The 21,021-nt window shown below is 36.0% G+C and carries 18 protein-coding genes; 15 read left to right on the forward strand and 3 right to left on the reverse strand.

All coding sequences use genetic code 11. From position 1 onward, the window contains the following. Window positions 1-16: 16 nt before the first annotated feature. The 7 genes from PYW37_RS04325 (at window position 17) to PYW37_RS04355 (ending at window position 9,849) form a co-directional block, all read left to right on the forward strand. Window positions 17-862 carry a WxL domain-containing protein gene (locus PYW37_RS04325; protein WP_003130736.1) on the forward strand — a complete coding sequence of 282 codons (846 nt, stop codon included), beginning with the start codon at window positions 17-19 and terminating at the stop codon, window positions 860-862. A 28-nt stretch (window positions 863-890) separates the two neighbouring features. Beyond that, entirely contained in the window at window positions 891-1,682 is a 792-nt protein-coding gene (locus tag PYW37_RS04330; protein ID WP_012898201.1) for a WxL domain-containing protein, read from the forward strand. Window positions 1,683-1,719: 37 nt separating this feature from the next. Next, entirely contained in the window at window positions 1,720-2,478 is a 759-nt protein-coding gene (locus tag PYW37_RS04335; protein WP_017864791.1) for a WxL domain-containing protein, read from the forward strand. A gap of 37 nt (window positions 2,479-2,515) precedes the next feature. Beyond that, window positions 2,516-3,271: a WxL domain-containing protein gene (locus tag PYW37_RS04340; protein ID WP_023188710.1), complete on the forward strand. Its 756-nt coding sequence runs from the start codon at window positions 2,516-2,518 to the stop codon at window positions 3,269-3,271. A gap of 36 nt (window positions 3,272-3,307) precedes the next feature. After that, entirely contained in the window at window positions 3,308-8,164 is a 4,857-nt protein-coding gene (locus tag PYW37_RS04345; RefSeq protein WP_025016687.1) for a beta strand repeat-containing protein, read from the forward strand. 122 nt (window positions 8,165-8,286) lie between these two features. Beyond that, a complete protein-coding gene (locus tag PYW37_RS04350; RefSeq protein ID WP_023188713.1) occupies window positions 8,287-9,459 on the forward strand; it encodes a WxLIP family cell surface protein in 1,173 nt (390 codons plus the stop codon). A gap of 78 nt (window positions 9,460-9,537) precedes the next feature. Further along, on the forward strand, window positions 9,538-9,849 hold the full coding sequence (locus PYW37_RS04355; RefSeq protein ID WP_003130721.1) for a helix-turn-helix domain-containing protein: 312 nt from the start codon (window positions 9,538-9,540) through the stop codon (window positions 9,847-9,849). Between the two features lie 75 nt (window positions 9,850-9,924). Here the strand turns inward: PYW37_RS04355 and queA are convergent, their stop codons facing one another. Continuing rightward, window positions 9,925-10,962, reverse strand: coding sequence for a tRNA preQ1(34) S-adenosylmethionine ribosyltransferase-isomerase QueA (gene queA, locus PYW37_RS04360; RefSeq protein ID WP_025016688.1), 1,038 nt, complete (start codon window positions 10,960-10,962; stop codon window positions 9,925-9,927). 295 nt (window positions 10,963-11,257) lie between these two features. Here queA and PYW37_RS04365 point away from each other — a divergent pair, with 295 nt between their 5' ends. Continuing rightward, window positions 11,258-12,220: an alpha/beta hydrolase gene (locus PYW37_RS04365; RefSeq protein ID WP_023188715.1), complete on the forward strand. Its 963-nt coding sequence runs from the start codon at window positions 11,258-11,260 to the stop codon at window positions 12,218-12,220. A gap of 151 nt (window positions 12,221-12,371) precedes the next feature. After that, a complete protein-coding gene (locus PYW37_RS04370; protein WP_003130716.1) occupies window positions 12,372-13,079 on the forward strand; it encodes a glucosamine-6-phosphate deaminase in 708 nt (235 codons plus the stop codon). A gap of 60 nt (window positions 13,080-13,139) precedes the next feature. On the opposite strand, the gene PYW37_RS04375 is transcribed toward PYW37_RS04370, so the two are convergent. Further along, window positions 13,140-14,294, reverse strand: coding sequence for a hydroxymethylglutaryl-CoA synthase (locus PYW37_RS04375; protein ID WP_017864763.1), 1,155 nt, complete (start codon window positions 14,292-14,294; stop codon window positions 13,140-13,142). Between the two features lie 308 nt (window positions 14,295-14,602). Between PYW37_RS04375 and PYW37_RS04380 the strand changes: the two genes are divergently transcribed. The 6 genes from PYW37_RS04380 to PYW37_RS04405 all read left to right on the forward strand — a co-directional run bounded on the left by PYW37_RS04380 (window position 14,603) and on the right by PYW37_RS04405 (window position 19,925). Next, entirely contained in the window at window positions 14,603-15,742 is a 1,140-nt protein-coding gene (locus PYW37_RS04380; protein ID WP_023188716.1) for a thiolase family protein, read from the forward strand. Window positions 15,743-15,822: 80 nt separating this feature from the next. Continuing rightward, window positions 15,823-17,055, forward strand: coding sequence for a hydroxymethylglutaryl-CoA reductase, degradative (locus PYW37_RS04385; protein WP_010906035.1), 1,233 nt, complete (start codon window positions 15,823-15,825; stop codon window positions 17,053-17,055). Between the two features lie 88 nt (window positions 17,056-17,143). After that, window positions 17,144-17,416, forward strand: a complete 273-nt coding sequence (rpsP, locus tag PYW37_RS04390) for a 30S ribosomal protein S16 (RefSeq protein ID WP_003130711.1) — start codon at window positions 17,144-17,146, stop codon at window positions 17,414-17,416. Window positions 17,417-17,511: 95 nt separating this feature from the next. Beyond that, entirely contained in the window at window positions 17,512-17,751 is a 240-nt protein-coding gene (locus PYW37_RS04395) for a KH domain-containing protein (protein ID WP_003130710.1), read from the forward strand. Between the two features lie 261 nt (window positions 17,752-18,012). Beyond that, complete coding sequence (gene hemH / locus PYW37_RS04400; RefSeq protein ID WP_023188717.1) at window positions 18,013-18,957, forward strand: ferrochelatase; 945 nt, start codon at window positions 18,013-18,015, stop codon at window positions 18,955-18,957. Between the two features lie 113 nt (window positions 18,958-19,070). Further along, entirely contained in the window at window positions 19,071-19,925 is an 855-nt protein-coding gene (locus tag PYW37_RS04405; protein ID WP_023188718.1) for an alpha/beta hydrolase, read from the forward strand. A gap of 64 nt (window positions 19,926-19,989) precedes the next feature. Here the strand turns inward: PYW37_RS04405 and PYW37_RS04410 are convergent, their stop codons facing one another. Continuing rightward, a complete protein-coding gene (locus tag PYW37_RS04410) occupies window positions 19,990-20,865 on the reverse strand; it encodes a helix-turn-helix domain-containing protein (protein WP_023188719.1) in 876 nt (291 codons plus the stop codon). Window positions 20,866-21,021 lie beyond the last annotated feature (156 nt).

Genomic DNA, 21,021 nt, shown 5'->3' on the forward strand with positions numbered 1-21,021 from the left:
CAAATGGAGAAACTTAATGGATAAACTAATTTTAAAATCAACAACACTTCTTGCCGGCATATTGATTTCTGCCCCTATGATAATCACAACCGCTAGTGCGGCGACTACAGGTGGGGATTACACTTCAAGTGCAAATTTGACTTTACAAGCAGGAACTGGTCCAGTCGACCCTCTTGATCCAACAGACCCAACTAATCCTGTAACACCAGTAGACCCAGGTACTCCAGGTGCTTCTGGAAATCTTACTGTCGATTATGGTTCAACCCTTTACTTCGGAACCCAATCAATTTCCACTCAATCTAAAACTTATTATGCACATCCTGATATGGTAAAAGATCAATCTAACGCTGTAAAAGTAGTGCCTAACTATGCTCAAGTAACAGACCAATCAGGTGAGCTATCAGGTTGGACATTAAGTTTAACACAAGCTTCAGATCTTCATATGACTACTGGAACATCAACAGATCCTGGATATGCACTTAGTGGTGCACAAATTAGCTTTACCGGAGGCACTCTCCTTGGAGGAAATGGTATTACCGCTGGGAAGCCAAGTGATGTTGTTGCTTCAGGAACGCTCACACCAGGAGTAGCAACAAAACTAGTTTCAGCTGCAAAAAATGAAGGAGCAGGAACTTGGTTATATAATTTTGGTGATGTAGATGCCTATGATGCAAGTTCAGTTGATACAGCCAATACCACAGATCATACTAAAGTGGCGACAAAATCAGCAATTAGTTTGGCTGTTCCTGCAGGTTTGATTGAGAAAGCGGCACCATATACTACAGATTTGTATTGGAGCTTGCAAGCCGTTCCAGGAAATGATTGGGATGGAAATACATCTGCGGTTACACCAGCACCATAAGTCTGATTTTGATAAAAGGAGAGAATAAATGAATAAAATTTTATTAAAATCAACGGTACTACTAACTGCTGCATTAATCGTGGGACCAATAATTGCCAGTGAAGCTGATGCCGCAAGCACCGGTGGAGATTATACATCAAATGGTTATGTTAACTTTGCTGAAGGGGACAATACTGGAATTAACCCCGTTGATCCTTTAGACCCCTCTGTCCCTGTAGGACCAACAAATCCTGATGGTACCGACCCAACACCCGGAACAGGAGGAGCACTTTCAATCGATTTTGCTTCAAGTCTAAGTTTTGGAACACAAAAAATTTCTTCAAAGGATGCCACATACTTTGCTCATGCACAGTGGATTAGCAAAGATAAAGATGGAAGTGCAGTTGATATGACACGTCCTAATTATGTTCAAGTTACTGATACACGCGGAACCTGGGATGGATGGACCTTGACTGTTGCAGAATCCGATCAATTTCAAAATACTTCAGGAGAAAAGCTAACCGGAGCAGAACTATCTTTTAGTAAAGGTTATACCGATGGAACCACTGCTGCAAAACCCGGTTATATCAATAACACTAATTTTGTTGTTAGTACAGCTGCTAGCAAAATTTTAGGAGCAGGTCCAAATCAAGGGATGGGAACTTGGGTATATGGTCTAGGAGCTAATGCAGATTACCAAGAAAATGGTGGAGCGCATCTGGGTAATGAAGCAGTTTCTACAGCATCACCAATCAGTCTTAAAGTTATTGCTGGTACAAATAAAGCGACGTCATATACGACACAATTAATTTGGTCCTTAACGAATACCCCGGGAAATTAAATGTTTATAATTTCTAAACTATGAAAAGGAGGGTACTGTGAAAAAAATAAGATGGTTAAGTATACCTCTCATCTTAATGACATTAGGATTGGAATTTCGAGTTAATGCAGCAGAAGTCCAAAGCTATAATTCGCAAGGAATAGTTGGTTTTGGTCCAGGTAGCGGAGTTCAACCCCCTGTTAATCCTAACAAACCTGATCCAACTTTACCTGTATTTCCACAAAATCCAGATGGTTCAAAGCCTAATCCAGGGGGAAATGGCTCACTGACAATTGATTTTGCTTCAAGTTTTGACTTTGGGAATCATAAAATTTCTAATAAAGATCAAACATATTTAGCTAAAGCCCAAAAGTATTTTGATTCTGAAGTTTTAACACCAAATTATGTTCAAGTAACCGATCGTCGAGGAACATTTGCCGGTTGGAACTTAAAAGTAGTCGAAAAAACACAATTTACTCAAATTGACTCAGGCCCTCAGAAGTACAAAGTACTTAAAGGAGCAACGATTAATTTAAAAAGTTCAGAAACAGCTTCTTTTACTAATGAAAAATCTCCCAAAACACAAACAATTTCGGGACTTATTCCCGGTGTTGAAACTCAAGTAGCTCTTGCCTCAACTGGCGAAGGAGCTGGAACTTGGGTAATTCGCTGGGGAAACGATTCAATGGTCACTGAAGATGGCTTAACAACAGCAGTTTCATTATTTGTTCCTGGAGATACCCCCAAGGATGCGACTGCTTACACTACAACTTTAAATTGGATATTGTCTGATTTACCGACAAACGTGCCAAATTAATTTGTAACACACATTATTATAGAAAAGAGGACATTATATGTCTAAATCAGTAACAAAATATCTCTCTCTAGCAACTTTAGGGATATTAGCAACATCAGTAACTCCACAACTTGCCAGTGCAGCTACAACACAATCATATGGCACGCAAGGAGAGGTGACTTTTACCGCCGGAACAGATACCACAGGTCCAGTTGACCCGCAAGACCCAACTGTTCCAGTAAAACCAACGGAACCAGATGGCGTTAATCCAGTAGGACCGACAATGCCTGATAGTGGTTTAACTATCGTCTATGCCTCAAGTTTTGATTTTGGAAGTCATCCTGTAAGCAATAAAGCAGAAGTCTACAATGCTGCTGCACAAAAATTAGATGATAATACGACACGTACCAACTATGTTCAAGTTGCAGATAATCGTGGGACTTTCTCAGGTTGGAATTTAAAAGTTCAAATGACGGACTTCACAACAGCTGATAGTAATTTAGTAGCGAATGGTCATGGTACATTAACAGGAGCAACAGTGACTTTAGGTGATGCTGAGATTCAAGGAGCTGGTACAGCAAACCCAGCAGATATTTCTTCAGCTACTACAGTTTTGACACCTGGAGTACAATCGGCAACAATATTGGGAGCAACGGCTGGTCACGGCTCTGGTAATAGTTTACTTGACTTTGGGGGGAAAGATGGAGCTACAAAAGACACAGCCATCAAACTTTCTGTTCCAGCAGGTGTGGCAGGTGCAGCCAAGTATACAGCAGATTTAACCTGGACACTTGACGATACACCATCTAATTAATATTTTTAGTGGTGAGAAACAAGCAAGGGAGATTTCATGCAAAGAAAATATAAATTTAAACTTGTGACTTTTATAATGTTGCTAGAGTTGGTTTCATCTATGAATTTGGGGGCAATTTTTCAAGGTATTAATAGTGAACCTATTACGGCAACATCTCTTGGGAAGGTGTTATCATCTCAAGAAGTAGGAGCGACAACGTCTAATACTAGTATGAATACCATGCTTAAAAGCGTTGTTCCCACTAGTAGTACTTTTAATGGCGTATCTTTAACTCAGCCTAGTCGACCAGCTTTAAATATTAAACTTCCCACAGAGGCAACCAATGGAACAAGTTTTGGTTATCAGCAAAGTATTTCGGGTTTGCCTAATGTAGCAGCAGGTCAGATTTCTGTTATTCAAGGCGGAAGTACAATCTATAATGTTTCTGGTGTATCGGATCCTAATGTTCAAGCTGCTTTAAGTTTTATTGCTTCGAACGCCTCAAATTCAAATGACTATGTCCTGTTTATTGGCGGTAATGTGACCTTGTCCAATTCTATGGCCAATACAGGCGCAGAAGGAACTTTTTCAGGCTTATCTGGAAAAGTTAAATCACTGACCATTGTTGCCAATACAACTGATAGTCTGACAAGTACACCTAATGTTGCAGCGACAGGAAGTTATACGATTACAACTCCAACAAATAACTATTTTGGTGCCCCAACGGTCTTTCGTAACATTACTGTTGCAGCAACTTATGACAATTTCTACGCTCAGGGTAATTCGATTGCATTTATGCCAGGATCGAACTTCACAGGATCTGGAATTTCAATTTATGGTGGAACAGCTGGAACGTCTAACGTTACAGGTGATACCAATATTTATGTTGCCTCAACTGGTACAGGAACGATGAGTTTTTATGGCGGAAATAATGCAGGCGGAAATATCTCAGGAAGTACCCATGTTTCCATCACAAATGCTTCTGGATTAGGAACGGTTACCGGAGGCAATGCATCTGGCGGTATAATCAATGGCAATACAAATGTATCTGTAACTGGTTTTACTGGTAATGTGGGAAATATTTACGGTGCAGGTGTTGGAACAAGTGCTAGCCCTGTCACTGTAAACGGCAATGTTTATAACAACTGGAATTCAAGCATTGAAGGTGCCTCTTATAATACACGTTATTATGGAGGTACAGCTAACGGTACAGTCAAGGGCACAATTTACAACACATTTAAAGGTCTTGGAAGCTGGAATGGTCAAGAAGGTTACGATGGCGGTAGCGATACAGGTATCGTAGGTCAATCAGGCAACAGTGGGGATGCAATCGTCAATAGTGTAGATACAAGCCAGTTTACAGGCACAGGTCAATACGATTTCGCAGGGGCTGGCGGAGCACAAAACAGAAATTCGGGCACGGTTTATGGTAATATTACCAGTTATGTTAAAACTGGTTTCACTAATGCACCGATTTCTAGTTTCTCTGGTGGATTTGGTCAGGCTTATTATGGCTATACTATCAGTGGAATGCAAAGTAATGCTACGAATGACGCTAATCCCTCATCAGGTGCGGCGATTGCAGCAAGTAATTCTACCATAAAGATTTACGGCAATATCTATTCTTGGGCACAAGGCGGAACATTCTCTACCGGAACCGGAAATAATTACATGCGCGGTGGCGGTTATGGTTATGTTCAAGGAAATAGTATTCTTGAAGTAGGAGATTCAAGCACCGCTCCTGGTGGTAATACAACAGGTGAAAATGGAGTGTCCGATGGCAGCCGCTCGTCTTCAAATCGTACAGGGGTTGGCGGTTCTGGTTTTGTAAATGTTGGCTACGGGACAGCCAATGGTAATACTATTGCGACAAGTAATTTAGCTTATAAGTCAATGACTTCTGGTTATCAGGCTATCAATGCTTCTGACATTGTTGGCGGTGGTGGTACTGAAGGAAGTGATAACTCTTACTGGCAAGTAGGAGATTCTACTACCATTCAAAATAATGATATCGCTCGATGGACTTACGGCGATTGTTTTGGCGGATATCATCAGGGAAATTCTTATAATTTCAACAATGGTGGTATTCAGGATACGCTTGAAGGTGCAGGCTATACCGGTACTCTTTATGGTAACTCTAATACTCAAATGAACAACGGTCAGGTTGACTGGTTTGAATCGGGTGGTTCCTGGAATAACCGAGTAATTCAAGGCAATATGACCAATGTCATTTATAATGGAGTTATCAACGCTATTGCTGGAGGAAATTACGGCTCAGGTGGTGGAAATGTTACTGGAGGGAATTCTGAAGTAGATGTATATGGTGGAGATTTTTCAGGAAATCCACGTACGGGAACCAAACAATTATGCGGTGGTAATTTCTATAATGCCAGCAACACTATTCGAGGAAATTCAACACTCAATCTTGATTTATCTGGTCATACAGGAAATACTTTTAAATTTCCAACAGGTAATACATATCTCTCAGGGGGAAATGGCTATGGCAATACATTAACCAAAGTAGGTTCTGGATCAAGTAACGTGATTACCTTGAGTATCAAAACAGGCGATGCGACAGCCAATACATTGGCTTCTGCAATACTTTACGGCGATGGTCAATCTAACGGTAACAGCAACACTTATACTAATGTTGGAACGATTAATATTAATATCCAAAATATGAGTTCGACTACTCCAATGTCAGTAGGTTCAGTTTACGGTACAAATTATACTCAAGCGTTGCAATATAATACTAATATCAACATTTCAGATGGTGTCAATATTAAAGGAAGTGTCAATAGTGGTGGTACAAATGATAACTATCAAACATCAGTAACTACAGGAAAGGCATCAGTCGCTGCTGTTAATCTTGGGGATAATTCATCTCAGTTACCTATTAACATTTCTGGTACACTTGCTAACTTTACGAATGCAAAGATTTCTCCAAACGCTACAGTTAATGTCTCGGGTTCATTTTTAAACGGAAATGGCGCAACAGCGGTAAATCATGCAGCAAGTTACAATACAACTGGGAATTTGATACTAGGAACAAGTTCGACGCTTGCAATCACTTCTTCAAGTTCTCTCATTTCAATTGCAAAGATGACAGTCGGCAGCAATATTACACTCTCGACCCCATATGTTCAAACTTCTGGATTGATTAATCTTTCTGATTTGGATATGTCAACTAATAACGGGAGTTTATTTTGGTCGCCGATAGGAACTGCAACATCTCCAACTAATACTTTTGGCGGAGCTTATTGGGGAACACAAAGGGGATTCCCTGTGTTTACGTTTAATGGTGGAGATACTGCTACAAAATCTGGTGCAGTAAATATTAGTCCTAATAATTTTTCTGGTGTAGATTCAGCAAAAAATTATGCATTTTTAGGAGATTATACAATGTCTTCCCTCTCCACCCCAAGTAATCCAACTTGGATTGGTTATGTTGTTCCAGGGCAGGTACGTGTATATAATACAACTGGTGATGCAGATTCAGGAAATTGGCAACATCATTTAAAATCTAATGTTACAACAGGGAATCCCGTTGCTGGTCAAACGATGCAAGCATGGGCCTCGGTAGCATCTGATACTGATGCAAGTTCTATCAAAGTAATGTATGTGATGGGATATAGTGATAGCACAACAGCTCCCTTTAGCTTCACCGCTAAAGCACCATATTACATAAAATCTAGAACAGCCACGGCATTTGATGGAAAGGTTTTAAATAATTATCCATCAACTAATCCTAATTTTGATGTCAATGCTGGAACTACTGGTGCTACACGTAACTTTGGTACGAGAGACTATTTTGTAGGAAATCAACAAGATGGCACAAACGATCAAGCAATATATGGAAGTTATATTGTACAAAATGTGGCTACTGATAACACCACTAGTCTAAGTGCTGGAAACTATATCCTACCGAATAAAGTTTCTGCAATAAATGCATCATCATTGACTCAAGCACAACTCCAAAAAATTGTTGGTTTAAAAGGAGTGGGTGTAATGACAGATATTACGACGAGTGGTGATCCATTAAGTTCAATAAATAATGCAGGTAATACGATTCAAGATCCTACAACTAGTGATACTAATGTAAAAGATAAATCATATGCAGAAATACCTGTGAGCTGGACTTTGGGAAAAAGTTCTACTAATAGTAATATTGTTGTTGTACCACAGGCAGCAGTTATTTCATCAGATAGCCAGACAGCTCTTAATGTTTATGATGCAAGTATGACAAGTGATGATGCACACGATTTAAAAGATCAAAAAGATCTGGATGGTAATTGGACCTATGCTTTAGCTTTTAAAGCGGATGGAACGATAGAAGAACCAGTGATTAGCAGTCCGTCAAATTTGGTTACAACCTTGCAAACTATACAAGCCAATAATCCAATCATTGACGGAGATGGTAATATTCGTCCTGTTACTTATACTTATAATGGATTATCAAAAGATATTACACTTAATTTAACTTTTGGCTCTATAAGTCTTTCTACACCAAATTCTTACGACTTTGGTACATTAGACGTAAGTCCTAAACCATTAATTTCATGGGCCACAAGTCCTGCCAGTGATGTGGTTGTTACTGACACACGGACAGGTTCTGCCTTGAAGCCATGGTATGTGAGTGTCGCACAAACTCAAGATTTAAAAGGTTTGACAAATAATAATAATTTGGCTTCATATCTTTTCTTCAAAGATAGTACAGGAAGTAAAGTAATTACAAGTGATGCCTTACAGATTTATGCAAATACTTCACCAACTACTGGTACTTTTAAGTTAAATCAAAACTGGAATTCAACCTCTGGTGAAGGAATCCAATTGAATATTCCGGTTGATCATCAAGAGAAGGGAACCTATGAGGGACAATTAACTTGGTCTTTAAATAATGTACCTTCTAATTAGTTGCGTATAGCAATTTTATACAAAGTGGGATTAGTCCTACTTTGTATAACGGACTTATTTTAATTTTATTATAAGATTTTAATCAAAATACTACAGAGATGTAGTTCTAGAAAGAGAACATAATGAAAATTTATCAAAAAGTTTTACTGTTCATTGCCACTATCTTTACTTTAGGGACTGTCAGTAAAGAAGTTCATGCAAATGAATTTAATTTTTCTGTGAACCCGGTTCTTCCAGAAAACCAAATTGGCGAGAGCGGATACTTTAATTTACAAATGAGTCCAGGACAATCGCAAACTTTGACGATTACTCTAAAAAATACTACTGACAAAACAGTAGTGGTTGAAGAAGAAATAGCTAGTGCGACAACAAATATTAACGGTGTGGTTGAATACTCACCAAATAAAATTAAAGCAGATTCAACACTAAAGTATAATCTAGTAGACTATGCCTCAATTCCAAAAGAAGTATCACTACAACCAAACTCTTCACAGCAAGTAAAAGTGAGTGTTACTATGCCAAAGGAAAATTTTAATGGTGTAATTGCTGGTGGAATTACTTTTAAAGAGAAGGACTCAGAGAAAACAAATTCCAATTCTAAGGGATTAAGTATTCAAAATAAATATGCTTACGTTGTTGCTTTACTGATGCAACAAAATAAAAATACTGTTGCGCCTGACTTGAAATTAAATAGTGTAGAGCCTAGTCAGGTTAATTATAGAAATGTAATTAATGCCAATTTACAAAATCCAATGGCTGGATATCTAAATCAAATGTATGTTCAAGCAGAGGTCAAAGGTTTAAGTAATTCTAAATTATCTTATAAGGCAAACAAAGAGATGCTGCAAATGGCACCAAATAGTAATTTTGATTATCCTGTTTCTATTGGTGATGGAAATAAGCTTGAAGCGGGTAAGTATCGTCTATCGATGACAGTATATGGGCAAAAAAATAATGACGGAAAGTTCACTTATGTTGATTCAAAAGGAAAAGAACAAAAATTTGATTATCAATGGAAATTTACAAAAGACTTTACAATATTAGGTAAAACAGCAAGTAAATTAAATTCAAAAGATGTAACTGTTAAGAAGACTCCTTGGTATGAAAATTGGCTTATCTGGTTAGGTTTATTATTAATTCTTTTAGCTCTTTTCTTCTTGTTCTTTATTTTATGGAAGAGACGTAAAAAAGAAGAAGAGGAGCAAGATTTAGAAAAAGAAAAATTAAAAGCTCAACTTGAAGAAATGAGAGAGCAAATAAGTAAAGAAGATAATTCTGATGAGACAGACGTTTAGGTTCTACTTAGATTTTTGAATCATGATTTACATTTATTAAAGTTAAGTAAAAGTAAAACAAATTGCAGGAGGTTTTTTATGGCCGAGAATCAGCTATTCTACCCACGGTTAGAAGAATTAATAAGAATATCAAAAAAGTCTTTTAATCAAGTTGAAAGAGATCTAGGATATCCTAGAAATGCGCTTCATAATTATAAAAACGGTGTGGAACCTTCGGGAATTCGATTGATTGAATTGGCACATTATTTCGGAGTAACACCTGAGTATTTGCTAGGAATAAACAATGACCCAAAAAATAATGGAACTAGAATTATTTTTGAAAGTCTTAATGATTATCAAAAAAAAGATTTATGCATTATTTGTCAAGAATGGTTGTTGTCTTCAAAATAGAGTAAAGAGAGTATAAACTATAAATAAAAAAGCCTCATAAGGCTTTTTTATTTATAAAAATTAATTAGAATTTAATTATTTTTTGGGGCGAACGAACATTGCATCCCCAAAACTGAAGAAACGATATTTTTCATCAATCGCATGTTGGTAAGCGTCAAGAACAAAATCACGGCCAGCAAAAGCAGCGACTAACATGACCAAAGTTGATTTTGGTAAATGGAAATTGGTGTTAAAAGCATCAACAACTTTCCATTCATAGCCAGGTTTAATGAAAATGTCAGTCCAGCCAGAATCGGCTTGGATATCCCCATCAAATTTACTACCGATGGTTTCCAAAGTACGGATTGATGTTGTTCCAGAAGCAACAATTTTGTGTCCACTAGCCTTAACAGCTCTCAATTGAGCAGCCGCCTCTTCAGTTAGACGATAAAATTCGCTGTGCATTTGATGCTCATCAACATTATCCACACTGACAGGACGAAATGTTCCCAAACCAACATGAAGTGTTAATTCAACAATTTCGACTCCTTTGTCAGCAATTTTTTCTAACAATTCAGGTGTATAATGTAGGCCAGCAGTTGGAGCAGCAGCAGAACCATTCTCTTTTGCAAAAACTGTTTGATAACGTTCTTGATCTTCGAGTTGTTCGTGGATATAAGGAGGAAGTGGCATTTCGCCTAAGCTTTCCAAGATTTCAAGGAAAATTCCATTGTATTTGAATTCGACAATTCGTCCACCATGATCAAGAACTTCTACAACGACAGCTTTCAAACGACCATCACCAAAAACGACTTCCTCACCAACTTTCATTTTGCGAGCTGGTTTTGCCAATGTTTCCCAACGATTTTGCCCCATATCTTTAAGCAAGAGGAGTTCAATATGTCCACCTGTTTCAGCGCGTTCACCGTGGAGACGGGCTGGGAGTACCCTTGTGTTATTTAGGACAAGAGCATCGCCAGCTTCAAGTTCATCAATAATATTATAGAAATGTCTATCTTCAAGCTCTTCAGTTTTAGGATCAAGAATCAACAAACGTGATTCAGAACGTTTTTCCAAAGGCGTTTGGGCAATCAATTCTTCTGGCAAATCAAAATCAAAATCATTTATATTCATAAGTTGTTTTTATTTTACTCCATTCCGTAAAAGGATTCTAAAATACATTTATTTCAAATTAGTTTAGTTGATTTCAAGGTAATTTTTCTCTCAAATCACTAAATCAATTGGTTGATAAAAAAGCAATGCATATTGTTTTATTATATCATTTTTTGGATAGACTAGCTTTTGGAAGAACGAGAATTATTGTATGACAAAAACACCGTTTTTGTAAGATTATTACTAAATAATATAAGAAGTTGCAAAAAAGAAATTTTAATATTACAATGGTAAAATAAAAATTAAAAGGAATTTTATGAAAAAAAGGAAAAAAATGATTGCTTGGATTTTAGTAGTTTTATCCGTTGTTTTGGTTGGTGGCTATTTCGCAATAGGAAACTATTTTTATGACTTAGCTGTTAACGCGCATACCAATAAATCTTTTCTAACTGCCGGGAGCAAACAGAAGCCTCTTTCTAAAAAAGAAGAAGAAAGAAAAAAGGAAAATAAAGCATTTTTAGAGGATGTAAAATCCGACGCTTGGTATGTTACCTCCTCTGATAAGTTGAAGTTGAAACTCTATGCTGCAGATTATAAGCAACCAACTAAAACAAATAAATGGGCTATTATTGTTCATGGGTATGGTGGACAATCGACCGATATGGCAAGTTGGACACGTCATTTTTACAATAAGGGTTATAATGTTGTTACGCCAGATTTAAGAGGACATGGTAAAAGTCAGGGTGATTATATTGGCATGGGCTGGGATGACCGTAAAGATATGTTGCTTTGGATTGCCAAAATTATTCAAAAAGATCCACAGGTAGAAATTGTCCTATTAGGCGTTTCTATGGGAGGAGCAACGGTGATGAACACTTCAGGCGAAAAGCTTCCCTCGAATGTCAAAGCAATTGTGGAAGATTGTGGGTTCACATCAACAGGTGATGTTTTTGCCTATCAATTAAAACAATTATATGGATTACCAAAATTTCCAGTTCTTTATGCGGCAAATACCTTTGTTAAAATGAGAGCTGGCTATGATATCTTTAAATCTTCGGCAATTAAACAAGTCGCCAAAAGCAAAACACCAATTTTGTTCATTCATGGTGATAAAGATACTTTCGTTCCATTTAAGATGTTAAACCCTCTCTATGATGCAGCAAAAGTTGAGAAAGAAAAGCTGATTGTTCATGGAGCGGGTCATGGAGAATCAGAAAAAGTTAATCCAGACTTATATTGGAGCCATGTTTGGGATTTTGTTGGAAAATATATGTCTTAATTGATTACAAAAAAGTCCTTTTTTAAAAGGACTTTTTATTTTTGCTAATGTATTTTTTGAAGACAATTTTTAGTTGACATGGAGGTAATTTATGATATAATGAAAGTGTAGAAAAATTGATATATACCAATTTAGAAATGGAGCATATAAAATGAAAGTTATCGTAGTAAAAAATCAACTCGAAGGTGGAAAAATCGGACTTGACCTTCTTAAAAAATCAATGGCTAATGGTGCTAAAACATTGGGACTTGCAACAGGCTCAACACCAGTAGAATTTTACAACCAAATTGTTAACTCAGACCTTGATTTTACAGACATGGTTTCAGTAAACTTGGATGAATATGTTGGACTTGACGGTTCAAATGATCAATCTTACCGCTATTTTATGACTAAACATTTGTTTGGAGAAAAACCATTTAAAGAAAACTTCTTACCAAATGGTAAAGCAGCTGATCTTGAAGCTGAAGCAAAACATTATGACCAAATTATTGAAGAAAATCCAATTGACTGGCAAATTCTTGGAATTGGTCAAAATGGACACATTGGTTTTAATGAACCAGGAACACCTGCTGAAATTACAACTCATGTTGTTGACCTTCAAGAAAGCACAATCAAAGCCAACGCACGTTTCTTTGAATCAGAAGCAGATGTACCACGTAAAGCAATTTCAATGGGACTTGCTTCAATTATGAAATCAAAAAATATTGTTTTGATGGCTTATGGTAAAGAAAAAGCTGAAGCAATCAAAGGAATGGTTGAAGGAGAAGTGACAACAGAGCTTCCAGCATCAATTCTTCAAAACCACGCTAATGTTACTGTTATCGCTGATGAAGCAGCTGTATCATTGTTGAGCAAATAAAATAAAAAAAAGTCCTGACAGGACTTTTTATTTACTGACAGAAATTCTGTCAGTATTTTTTTATCTTTTTTTATACTTACGGTGATTATCAACAACTTCTGAAACGGAGTAATCTGTCTCATCATTGAAAGAAATATTATGATTCAAATCTAAATATTGATTAAACATGTTTTCGTATTCAGGAATTGATAGACGGGTTCTTGCATCCAACATTGATTGATGTTCAATTTTAAGTAAATGATTTTCATAACCTTCAACAAGCTCACCAGAGAAAAACTCAGCAACAGTACCAGAACCATAACTAAAAAGTCCAATACGCTGACCAGCACTCAATTTATCAGAGTTTTCCAAAAGTGAAATCAAACTCAAATAGAGAGAACCGGTATACAGATTACCCACACGACGATTATAAACGATACCACGTTCAAATTGTTCCATTAATTCTTCAGCATTGGCTGGTTTTTCAGATTCAAGCATTGGCAATAAAGCTTTTTTACCCATTTTAGTATAAGGGGTATGAAAGGCGATAGCTGCAAAGTCTTCAAACTTTAAATTTGTTCTATGGCTATACTCTTTCCAGATTTTAGCAAAAGCATCGATATATGTTTCGTTTGAAAACTTACCATCAACAGAAGGATAAGCCTGACCAAAAGGACGCCAAAAATCATAGATGTCTTGAGTTAAAGCAACGTTATCATTATTTAAGGCCAAAATTTTAGGATCGGCCGTAATAAGCATTGCAACACTTCCAGCGCCCTGAGTAGGTTCTCCACCAGTATTTAGCCCATATTTGGCAATATCAGAAGCAATAACTAAAACTTTAGTATCAGGATTCAAAAGAACGTGGTCACGAGCAAGAGCAAGGCCAGCAGTAGTTGCATAACAAGCCTCTTTCATTTCAATGCTTCGAGCAAAAGGTTGAATACCAAGCAAATCGTGAACAACAACGGCTGAGGCCTTTGATTCATCAAGACTTGATTCAGTACCAACGATGACCATGTCAATGGCTTTTTTATCTTCCTCAGTCAAAATACTTGCTGCCGCGTTAGCAGCAAAAGTAATAATATCTTGAGTAGCAGGATTGACTGCCATTTCATCTTGACCAATACCAATTTGGAATTTTGCAGGGTCAACATTACGAGCATTTGCTAAATCCCTCATATCAACAAAAGTATTTGGGACAAAAAATCCAAGTTTATCTATACCGACTTTCATATTTTAAAAATTTCCTCACTTATTATTATAAAAGAAAGGAACTCCTTTCAATGTCTTTGGAATGCTTTAATTTTATCATAAAAATACGTTAAATTCTTTGCTAAGATATTTTCTTTCTATAAAATACACACAATTAATTTTTTGTTTAATTAATAAAAATTGGAATTAAGTAAATTGGTTTGTATTTTAAATGGTACAAAAAATGCTTGAATAGAGTCATTGATTAGATATTGTTTATTAATTTAATGTAAAGAGACTTTGACAAAAGTAGTTTAAAATATGCTATAATGGCTTTCGGAGGTTCATTCGTGAAAGAAATTGTAATCATTGACGCCTTAAGAACACCAGTTGGAAGATACGACGGTGCTCTTGCTGAATATTCAGCAGCAGAACTTGGAACACATGTTGTTTCAAACTTATTGTCAAAACATGAAAATATAAAATCAGATGTTGAACAAGTTATTTTTGGGAATGTTCTTCAAGCTGGTAATGGTCAAAATATAGCACGTCAAATTGCGATTCATAGTGGTCTATCTAATACAGTGCCCGCTTCAACAATCAACGAAGTTTGTGGTTCAGGAATGAAAGCAGTGATTTTAGCTAAACAACTTTTACAGCTTGGTGAAGCAGAAGTTGTAATCGCTGGTGGGACAGAATCTATGTCTAATGCCCCAATTATAAAGAATCGAAAAACTCAAGAAGAAACATTAAGTATGTTAAATGATGGCTTAGTTGATGCCTTCTCAGGAATTTCTATGGGGATTATTGGTGAAACTATTGCTGAACAATTTGATATAAGTCGAGCAGACCAAGACGCTTTTGCGCAAAACTCTCAAGAAAAAGCGGTCGCTGCAAGTCAAGCCGGAATTTTTAAAGAAGAGATTGTTGCGATTGGAGAAGTCGGAGTCGACGAAACACCACGTCCTTCTTCTAGTTTAGAAAAATTAGCCACTTTAAGGACAGCTTTCAAAGAAAATGGAACTGTGACAGCAGGTAATTCTTCTCCTGTTAATGATGGAGCTTCAGCTGTCATTCTTGCAACGAAAGACTATGCTGAAAAACATGGGATTTCCTACCTAGCAGAACTAGTTGATAGTACAGAAGTTGGAATCGACCCTGCTATTATGGGAGTTTCACCAATTGAAGCTATCAAAAAATTAATTAATCGTTCAGAGCTTGAACTTTCAGATATTGACCTGTTTGAAATTAATGAAGCATTTGCAGCATCAAGTCTTGCTGTCAATCGTGAACTTGGTTTAAATGAATCACAAGTTAACATTTATGGTGGTGCAATTGCATTAGGTCATGCTATCGGTTCAAGTGGTTCTAAAATTCTCACGACTTTGTCTTATGCCTTAAAACGTGAGCAAAAACGCTATGGAATTGCTAGTCTTTGTATCGGTGGAGGCCTAGGTTTGGCTGTTCTTTTAAAAAATCCTAACCTTTAAAAATTATTGTGGTTTAAACAAGTAATTTTTAAGAAATTAATGGAGGAATTGCCCAGCTTATCTGGGCATTTTTGGAAAATATGAGAAAAAAATTTTATCAAATGTCGCCCAAAGAGCGACTAGATTCATTGAATCTGTCAGAAGATACTCAGGAAGTTTTGAGTGAAATGGCTTTAGATACAAATATTTTAAACAATCTAATTGAAAATCAAATTTCCGAATTTGAATTGCCAATGGGACTTGCTCAAAATTTTGTCATTAATGGAAAAGAATACATCGTTCCTATGGTTACAGAAGAACCATCAGTTATAGCTGCTGCGAGTAATGGAGCAAAAATAGCGGAAAGTTTTACGGCTAAAATAGATGAACGGTTAATGCGTGGGCAAATTGTATTTTATGACGTAAAGAAACCAGAAGAAATTATTAAGAAAATATCTGAATGCAAAAATGAAATATTTGAACAAGCTAAGCTTTCGTATCCTTCAATTATTAAGCGTGGGGGCGGTTTGAGAGAAATTTCGAGCAGACTTTTTTCAAGTGAGAAATTTATTTCAGTTGATTTCAAAGTGGATGTCAAAGATGCAATGGGTGCCAATATTATTAATTCTATATTAGAAGGTGTCGCAGAACTTTTTCGTGGCTGGTTTTCTGAGGAAAAAATTCTGTTTAGCATCCTTTCAAACTATGCAACTGAATCTTTAGTAAAGGTGAGCTGTGAAATTTCAGTTGATGCTCTTTCAAAAAAAACAAATGGTTTAGAAATTGCTCAAAAAATTGCAGTTGCTTCACAATACTCAAAAATTGATCCTTACCGTGCTAGCACACACAATAAAGGGATTATGAATGGGATTAATGCTGTAATTCTTGCAACAGGAAATGATACGCGAGCTATTTCAGCAGCAATTCATGCTTATGCAGCAAAAGAAGGAACATATCAAGGTTTGGCTAAATGGGAAGTTCATGCCGAAAAGTTATTTGGAGAGTTAGAAATTCCTTTACCTGTGGCGACCGTTGGTGGTGGGGTGAAAGTCTTACCTAAAGCACAAGCGGCAATGGAAATTTTAGGAATCACAGATGCTAGAGAACTGGCCAAAGTTATCGCCGCAGTTGGTTTAGCACAAAATTTAGCAGCTTTGCGCGCACTTGTTTCAGAAGGAATTCAACAAGGACATATGAGCTTACAGGCTCGCTCTTTGGCATTATCCGTGGGTGCAAAAGCAGATGAGATAGCAGTCATAAGTCAGCAACTTCGGCAGGAAAAAGTGATGAATCAAGAAGTAGCTCGCCGTTTATTAAATAGTCTCAGAAACTAAAAAAGAACTGTCAAGATTTTTTCTTGACAGGCCGAAATTAGTCTGCTATAATATTAAATATAATAAAAAAAGAAATAGGAAATATAAAATGTCTGTAAAAATTCGTTTGACTCGTATGGGTTCTAAGAAAAAACCTTTCTACCGTATCAATGTTGCTGATTCACGTGCTCCACGTGATGGTAAATTCATCGAAACAGTTGGGACTTATAACCCACTTGTAACCGAAGAACAAGTAACTCTTAAAGAAGAACGCGTATTGGAATGGTTGAGCAAAGGAGCACAACCTTCAGATACAGTTCGTAACCTTCTTTCAAAAGCTGGTGTTATGAAAAAATTCCACGAATCAAAACTTTCTAAATAATTTTTGAGATAAGCTGCTTTTTAGCAGCTTTTCGTGAATAAAGAAATCACATATATTGAACTTGAAGATTTTTCAAGTTAGAGTAGAGGTAAGAAATGCAAAAAGATGTGAAAGAATTAGTTCTAACAATTGTTAAACCATTGGTTACTCAACCAGATGAAGTCTCTTTGGAACTCATTGAGGGTGAGGAATTTATGGAATATCACCTTAAAGTTGCGGAGGGTGATATCGGTCGAATTATCGGACGTCAAGGTCGGATTATTCAAGCAATTCGCACAGTGGTTTACTTTGTTCCTGTAGAAGGAAAAAAAGTTCGACTTCTTGTTGATCAATAAGAATTAAAGGCTCACTTAGTGGGTCTTTTATTTTTGCTACTGATTCGGATTTTACTTATTTTAAAGTAAATTAAATATTAAAAGAGTTGGAAGAGTGAGGTTTTTTAGATTAGACGAATATTCCTAATAATAATCAAAGACTTCTTTAAGATTCACTTTAATTGTATGAAAAATTATGCTAGAATGAAAAATATTGATTAACAATTGTAGATACAATCGGTTATAAATATAAATAAACTGATTTTTTATATAGGTGGAATAATGGATAAGAAAAAAGGAATCTTATTAGTAGCTTTGGGAACTCCGTGCTCATGTGAAGCAGATGATGTGAGGGATTATTTAAAAGAATTTTTGGGTGACCCTCTTGTTATACAAAAACCAAGATGGCTTTGGTTGCCGATTTTAAATGGAATTATTTTAAAAGTTAGACCGCAAAAATCAGCAGAGATGTATAAAAAAATCTGGACAGATGAAGGTTCCCCTTTGATGATTTACACAGTAGCACAAGCAAAGCAACTACAGGATATGCGCGAAGATTTTGATGTTCGTTTTGCCATGACTTACGGAGAGCCACGCATTGATAAAGTAATCGCTGAGATGAAAGAATCTGGTGTTGAAGAAATTACTGTTCTTCCACTTTACCCTCAATATTCTTTAACAACAGTTGAACCTGTAATTCAACAAGTTAAAAAAATTGATGATAAGATAAAAGTAATTAGAGATTTCCACAAAGTAGAATCTTATAGCGATTTACTTGCAGAGTCTATTAGAGAAAAGTGGCAAGCAAATGACTATGATAAATTGGTCCTTAGCTATCATGGAATTCCCTTGTCCTACGTGACCAAGAAAAAAGATGCTTATGAAGAGCAATGTAAAGAAACAACACGTTTGGTAGTAAGTAAACTTGGTTTGAGGGAAGAAGAATACGAGCATACTTATCAATCAAAATTTGGTCCTGAAAAATGGTTAGAACCTGCGACTATTGATAGAGTTGCTGAACTTCCCAAAGAAAATGCTAAAAAAGTATTGATCTGTTCACCAGCATTCGTTGCAGATTGTTTAGAAACTTTATTTGAATTAGAAATTGAAAATAAAGAAGTATTTGTTGAAAATGGCGGAGAAACATTTGATTTTGTTCATCCTTTTAATGACTCTTTAGACTTTACTAGAGTATTAAGTGAAGTAGTTGACCAAAATAGACTCTGAGAAATAAAATCATTATTTTATTAGTTTTGGCCTTTAAATTTTATAACATTACTAAAGAGAAATAGGATTTGTTATAATGGTTCATAATATGCTAAAAATAGTAAGGAAATCCAATGAAAAAACAGTATGAAATTATTTCAATGAAAGACCATTACCGAATTCGCCTTGGAATTTTTGAGCCAGACCAAAAAGCAAAAGCGGTAGTACAATTAGTTCATGGATTTGGTGAATACACAGGTCATTATCTCTATTTAATTAATGAATTAGTCAATGCTGGTTTTGTTTGCCTAATGCACGATCAGAGAGGACATGGTGTTTTGGCAGCTGCTAATCCAAAACTTCAAGGACGAGCTAGAGCTTACGAGAGCCTAATTAGCGATGTCTTAGAAGTGAGGAAGATAATTGGTAAAAAGTATCCAAAACTACCGGTTTATCTGTTTGGACATAGTATGGGGGGAAATATTTCACTCAATGTTCTTCTAAGAAATATTGAAAATCAAAAACTTTACCAAAAAGCAGTAATTGAATCTCCTTGGCTGGCGCTGACAAACCCACCAGCCGTCCCGCTTCAAAGACTGGCAGGTTTTTTAGGAAAAATAAGTCCAAAAATTCGAGTTCGAACAGGCTTAAAAGTTGAAGCAATTTCTCACCGAAATGATTTAGTAGATTTAGTAACCAAAGATGGAATATATCACGAACTTCTTTCTTTGCGGCTCTTTTCACAGATTATGGAAGCGGGGCGTTTTGCACAAAGTCAGGCTGGAAATTTGAAAATACCAACTTTATTATTCTGTGGTGAATCAGATCAGATTTGTTCGCCCGTGGCCATTCGTTCATTTGCAAAAAATGCTGGGAAAAACTTAGAATTAATAGAGATTGCAGATGGTTACCATGCTCTCCATTTAGATACAGAGGCAGAGAATTTTATTGAAAGAACTAAAGATTTTTTTCTAAAAGAAAATTTTTAATTAGTATCAAAGTAAATATAAAAAAAAGAGTCATTCAATTTGAATGGCTCTTTTTTCAATAAAATCAGAAAATAATTTTATTTTGTTTTCGATATTCTCCAGGAGTCATTCCAACTTGTGTTTTAAAAAGTTTAAAAAAATAGGTCTTGTCTGAATATCCGATTTTTCCGAGAATTTCCTGGATAGATAAATTAGTTTGAGTAAGATAATTTTTAGCGTGCTTAATTCGATAAGTGGTAAGCCAAGTGGAATAGCTTAAACCAGTTTGATGCTTGATAAGTGAAGAAAGATAATTGGGATGAAAATAAAATTTGGTAGATAATTCCTCTAAACTTGCTGTACGAATATTATTTTCAATGTAGGAAAGAATTTCTTTTATAAGCACACTAGAGGAAATATTGGAATCTTTAAGGATTAAATACTCTTCAGAGTGATGACTTAATTCAACAATCAATAAAATAAAGGCAGCTTTTGTAACTTTATTATTAAAGTAACACATTTTTACAACTTGTTTTAAAAGGAGTAAGGCGTAAAAGTGTGTATCCTCAAGGATTGTGAATTGATAGATACAGAAGTGACTTAATTGCTCACTATCTTTTTCAATACTTTCAACAAAGAAGCGATAAAGCATCGGTTCTTCAATGATTTGGCTGAGGAGAGAATCATCAAAATATTCGGGTTTAAAATAAAAACCAATGATGACTGTCTCATCTGATAACTCTTGATAATCAATTTTTGTCCATTTATTAGCCAGAATAAGACTTCCTTCTTGATAAATTGATTTCTTGTTATCTAGGTAAAGTGATATTTTACCTGACAGAACATAAATAATTCTAATGTAAGGAGCAGAATAGGTTAATAAACCTGAAGTATTTTGACAAACTAAAGCTGCAATTTCCCGATTTGGATTATTCGCAAATTCTTCTAGTTCTTCAATCATTCCTGATTCACTTTTTATATAGCAATCAAGTGTCTTTAAAAAGTCCCAAAAATGGGTAAATTGTTCTCTAGATACTTTATACATTTTTTTCCAATCTTAAAATAACCTACTAAGAAAAGTATATCTGACATATTTAATTTTTGCAAGCGATTCATT

This window comes from Lactococcus lactis (genome assembly GCF_029023865.1).
In the GTDB taxonomy this organism is placed as follows: Bacteria; Bacillota; Bacilli; order Lactobacillales; family Streptococcaceae; genus Lactococcus; species Lactococcus lactis.

What these genes read in the sequence shown, in the direction of transcription:
- PYW37_RS04325 (WP_003130736.1), top strand. Translation starts at nt 17, where the DNA reads ATGGATAAACTAATTTTAAAATCAACAACACTTCTTGCCGGCATATTG.
- PYW37_RS04330 (WP_012898201.1), top strand. Translation starts at nt 891, where the DNA reads ATGAATAAAATTTTATTAAAATCAACGGTACTACTAACTGCTGCATTA.
- PYW37_RS04340 (WP_023188710.1), top strand. Translation starts at nt 2,516, where the DNA reads ATGTCTAAATCAGTAACAAAATATCTCTCTCTAGCAACTTTAGGGATA.
- PYW37_RS04345 (WP_025016687.1), top strand. Translation starts at nt 3,308, where the DNA reads ATGCAAAGAAAATATAAATTTAAACTTGTGACTTTTATAATGTTGCTA.
- PYW37_RS04350 (WP_023188713.1), top strand. Translation starts at nt 8,287, where the DNA reads ATGAAAATTTATCAAAAAGTTTTACTGTTCATTGCCACTATCTTTACT.
- PYW37_RS04355 (WP_003130721.1), top strand. Translation starts at nt 9,538, where the DNA reads ATGGCCGAGAATCAGCTATTCTACCCACGGTTAGAAGAATTAATAAGA.
- queA (WP_025016688.1), bottom strand. Translation starts at nt 10,962, where the DNA reads ATGAATATAAATGATTTTGATTTTGATTTGCCAGAAGAATTGATTGCC.
- PYW37_RS04365 (WP_023188715.1), top strand. Translation starts at nt 11,258, where the DNA reads ATGAAAAAAAGGAAAAAAATGATTGCTTGGATTTTAGTAGTTTTATCC.
- PYW37_RS04370 (WP_003130716.1), top strand. Translation starts at nt 12,372, where the DNA reads ATGAAAGTTATCGTAGTAAAAAATCAACTCGAAGGTGGAAAAATCGGA.
- PYW37_RS04375 (WP_017864763.1), bottom strand. Translation starts at nt 14,294, where the DNA reads ATGAAAGTCGGTATAGATAAACTTGGATTTTTTGTCCCAAATACTTTT.
- PYW37_RS04385 (WP_010906035.1), top strand. Translation starts at nt 15,823, where the DNA reads ATGAGAAAAAAATTTTATCAAATGTCGCCCAAAGAGCGACTAGATTCA.
- rpsP (WP_003130711.1), top strand. Translation starts at nt 17,144, where the DNA reads ATGTCTGTAAAAATTCGTTTGACTCGTATGGGTTCTAAGAAAAAACCT.
- PYW37_RS04395 (WP_003130710.1), top strand. Translation starts at nt 17,512, where the DNA reads ATGCAAAAAGATGTGAAAGAATTAGTTCTAACAATTGTTAAACCATTG.
- hemH (WP_023188717.1), top strand. Translation starts at nt 18,013, where the DNA reads ATGGATAAGAAAAAAGGAATCTTATTAGTAGCTTTGGGAACTCCGTGC.
- PYW37_RS04405 (WP_023188718.1), top strand. Translation starts at nt 19,071, where the DNA reads ATGAAAAAACAGTATGAAATTATTTCAATGAAAGACCATTACCGAATT.
- PYW37_RS04410 (WP_023188719.1), bottom strand. Translation starts at nt 20,865, where the DNA reads ATGATTGAAGAACTAGAAGAATTTGCGAATAATCCAAATCGGGAAATT.